General features: G+C 62.7%; 3 protein-coding genes. All 3 read left to right on the top strand.

All coding sequences use genetic code 11. The features are described from left to right. The first annotated feature begins 339 nt into the window (after positions 1–339). Positions 340–1,602: a hypothetical protein gene (locus tag VJ307_06765; GenBank protein HJX73843.1), complete on the top strand. Its 1,263-nt coding sequence runs from the start codon at positions 340–342 to the stop codon at positions 1,600–1,602. 212 nt (positions 1,603–1,814) lie between these two features. Beyond that, positions 1,815–3,338: a capsule assembly Wzi family protein gene (locus VJ307_06760; GenBank protein ID HJX73842.1), complete on the top strand. Its 1,524-nt coding sequence runs from the start codon at positions 1,815–1,817 to the stop codon at positions 3,336–3,338. A gap of 120 nt (positions 3,339–3,458) precedes the next feature. Continuing rightward, the coding region (locus VJ307_06755; GenBank protein ID HJX73841.1) for a type II toxin-antitoxin system HicB family antitoxin at positions 3,459–3,642 on the top strand (184 nt) is incomplete at its 3' end.

The raw sequence follows: 3,642 nt of genomic DNA, 5'->3' as shown, positions 1-3,642 counted from the left end.
CAACCACATCTACCTCGGAGAGTTGCTCTTCATTCCCGAGGAGAACGTGGTGCGCCTGGACATGTCGGTCGAGCACGCGGTCCGCATACTCGTCTCCGGGGGGATCGCCTCGCCGGGCAGGTTCCCTTCCTCGAAAAATCCCAGGACTTTCCCCGAAAACTGACTGATTTTTCCGGATAGTTGTTTTGGATCGGGAGGTTGTCCCGAGTTGGAAGTGTACACGAGGTTTTTTCGGGGAAACTTTTCGTTGGGATGATTGGGAAGAAAGAGCGGGCCTCGCTGCCGTAGAATCGAGGGTGCGAGTAAGACAAAACCTTGATTCTGCGGAGGAGGCCCGCTATGCATTCTGCCCGGATCGCGGGGAAATTGAAAGAGCGCCTGGTGGAATTTTCGGGGAAGGTTTCGGTGGGATTGCCCAAGGTGGCAAGGCGCTTTGTCCGGGAGACGCTCTTTGGGATCTGCGCACGCCAGTCGGTCAGACTTTCGGAGATCTGCCGTTCGCTGGATGAGGAGATTCCCGAGATCAAGACGGAGAACCGGTTGAGCGCGCAGTTGTATCGGGAAGGTCTTGGGGCTTCGGTCCGATCGCAGGTGTTGCAGGCGGGGGCTTCCCGTGTGGGCAAAGAGACGCTTCTGATCCTGGACCTGTCGGACCTGTCGAAGAAGTACGCGAAGAAAATGGAGTACCTTGCGCAGGTGCGGGACGGCAGCTCGAAGGAGATCGGCCCGGGATACGGGACTCTGCAAGTGGTGGGGGCATCTGTGTCGCAGAAAGAGATCGTGCCGTTGTGGGGGCACCTGTATTCGTGTGCGTCTCCTCGGTTCGAGAGCGAGAACGAAGAGATCCTTGGGGCCATCCGTGAGGTGTCGGGAGCTTGCGGAGGCCTCGGGATCTGGGTCATGGACCGGGGCGGGGATCGGGAGCACTTGTTTCGTCCTCTTCTTGAGGAGGATCGGCGGTTTCTGATTCGGCTGGTGGGAGATCGTCACCTGTGGTTCGGCGGGAGACCGCAGGAAGCGCTGTCGTTGGCGCAGGGGTGCCCCCTGCCGTACGCGGAGACGGTGGTTCGGGAGATGGGCGGAAAACCCAAGGCGGTCCGGGTGGAGTTCGGATTCCGGGAAGTGCGCCTGCCCTTTTGTCCGGGGAAGCCCTTGTGGATGGTGGTGGTCAAGGGCTTCGGGGAAGTGCCGCTGATGATGTTGACCAACGTGCCGATGCGAAAGAAGCGGAAGGTGTTGTGGTGGGCCGTGGAGGCGTATCTGACGCGGTGGACCGTGGAGGAGACGATCCGGTTCGTCAAGCAGAGCTACCAGGTCGAGGACATCCGGGTTCTCAAATATCGCCGGTTGCAGAACATGTACTGCCTCCTGTTGGCGGTGACGTACTTCGCCTCCGTGTACCTGGGGCTCTCGACGCGCCTGGCGGTGCTGGCGCACCACGCCATCAAGGCGGCCAAGCGGTTCTTCGGGGTTCCCGACTTCCGGTACTACGCCATTGCCGACGGGATTCGGGCGATCCTGGCCCGGCATGGCGGCGGAATCACTCCTCGCTGCGGACGGCCGCCGAACCCGCTCCAGCCGTGCTTGTTCCAGGAGGCGTGAAATTTTCGGGGAAAGTCCTGGATGTTTCAGGTTTACGGACCCCCCCCCATATGGTATTTAGAATGAATAATCGAATCCGTGTGCGAATCGCAGACATTAAAAAAAGGTGTGAATTATTAACATCTTATGGGCGGTAGCCTGTCCGCAGGCTTAGGGACGCCCGAAAGCAGAGGGACGTTCCTACACTTCCTTCCATGCGGCGGGACGTTTCTGTGCTTGTAGAGAACAGGAACGTCCCTTTTTTTATCGCCCTGTTCCTTTGCGCGATGGGCATTTCCGCCGCTTCCCGCATCGAGGCCGCCGACCTGTTTTTAAACGACGAACCGGAAGTCTACGCGGCGATCGACCGGCTCTCCGCGCTGGGATACCTGCCGCGCCTTCCCGCCAACACGCGTCCGTACTCCGTCCGCGCGATCCGGGCGGCGACGAAACTGGATCCCCGCGCCGCCGCTCCTCCCGGATTCGACGGGGAAGTCTTCCGGTGGCTTGCCGCGTACGTCGCTCCGAAGGAGATGGGACGGCTGACGGGCGCCGCCGCCTTCTCCGATTCCCGCTTCACCCCGGCAAACGGCGAGGGGGTTCCCGTCCCGAAGGGGTGGTCGGGCCGCGCGTCGGTCGCCATCCGGGAGCAGACGACCCCCCTGGTCAACGGCCAACTCCGGTTTACCTCGTTTTACGGAGAAGGGGGGGACGAAGGGAACCGCCTCCTTGACGCCTCCATCGAACTCGGATCCCCCTGGTTCGCCGTCCAGGCGGGGAAGATCTCGACCTGGTACGGCCCGGGGCGCCACGGCGCGCTCCTCTTCACGAACAATACGGCGCCGTACCCCGGCGTCCGCGTCCACAACCCCGAGCCGATCCCGGCCCCCGGATCGTTCTCGTTCCTCGGCGCGCTCCAGTACGACGTCTTCGCGGCCCGGATGGAGAAGAAGGAGCGGTTCTCCCATTCCCTCCTCGTGGGAACGCGGCTTGCGGCCCGGCCCTCCCGGTGGTTCGAGTTCGGCCTCTTCCGGGCGATGCATTACGGCGGGGAGGGCAGGAGCAACGGGATCGGCGAGTTCCTCACGGACTACTTCGGGAACGACGATCCGCCCGACAACAGCAATTCGCTCTACGGGTTCGACCTCGCCCTCACGCTCCCTTTCCCGTCCTACCCCGTCCAGGCCTACTGGGAGCGCGCGGGCGAGGGCAGAAGCCAAGTGGGCAGGATCTTCCTCCCCTGGTCCGACAGGTGGGCAAATCTCTACGGCCTCTATTTCCCCCGGATCTTTCGCTTCTCCCGCCTCGACCTGCGCGTCGAGCACGCGGACAACGAAAGCGGCGAGGCCGGGGACGACAACTGGTATGCGCACCCCGCCTACCCGCACCGGTACCGCGGGGAGATCCTGGGGCACCCGATGGGAGGAAACGCGAAGGACTGGTTCGTCGAGTCGCGCTACCATCTCCGGCCGGACTCGTACGCCGGGATCTCCTACGAACGGGTGATGCGCTACGGCCCGAACGCCGGGGGCGAGCGCCGCACGATCGTCTCCGCGGGGCTTGTCGCCTGGCTCTCGGAAAGCTGGCGGGGGGAGGCGCGCGCCTCCTGGGACCGCGTGACCGACGAGGGGGGGGTCGCCGGCCGGGACGGGACCGATTTCTCCGCCTGGGTCGCCCTCTCCTGGCAGACGAACGTTCTGGTCCCTTCCGACGAGCAGGAGGTCCCCATCCGGGAGTACCCGAGGGTTACGCAGTGACATGCCGCTTCGGCCGTTCCGCATGACCGGTTTCTTGGCGACAAGAGAGATGGGGTTATAATGAGACTGCGAAATTCGAGATAGCAGGCAACTATGCCCGTTTGTCAGGGAGGTTCTCCTATGCGCCAGGTGATTCTGATCAAGGGTGAGGACGGGTACTGGATTGCCGAGTGTGCCAGTCTTCCTGGTTGCGTCAGTCAGGGGAAGACAAAAGAGGAGGCGATCGCAAACGTCAGGGAGGCAATCCGAGGGTACATTGCCGCCCTCAAGGAGGACGGCCTTCCCGTTCCGAAGGAACATTTTA

The organism is Candidatus Deferrimicrobiaceae bacterium, assembly GCA_035256765.1.
GTDB lineage: Bacteria > Desulfobacterota > Deferrimicrobia > Deferrimicrobiales > Deferrimicrobiaceae > CSP1-8.
Note: the sequence above shows the minus strand (reverse complement) of the source record. Positions and strands in the feature narration are given on the sequence as shown.

What these genes read in the sequence shown, in the direction of transcription:
- VJ307_06765 (HJX73843.1), top strand. Translation starts at nt 340, where the DNA reads ATGCATTCTGCCCGGATCGCGGGGAAATTGAAAGAGCGCCTGGTGGAA.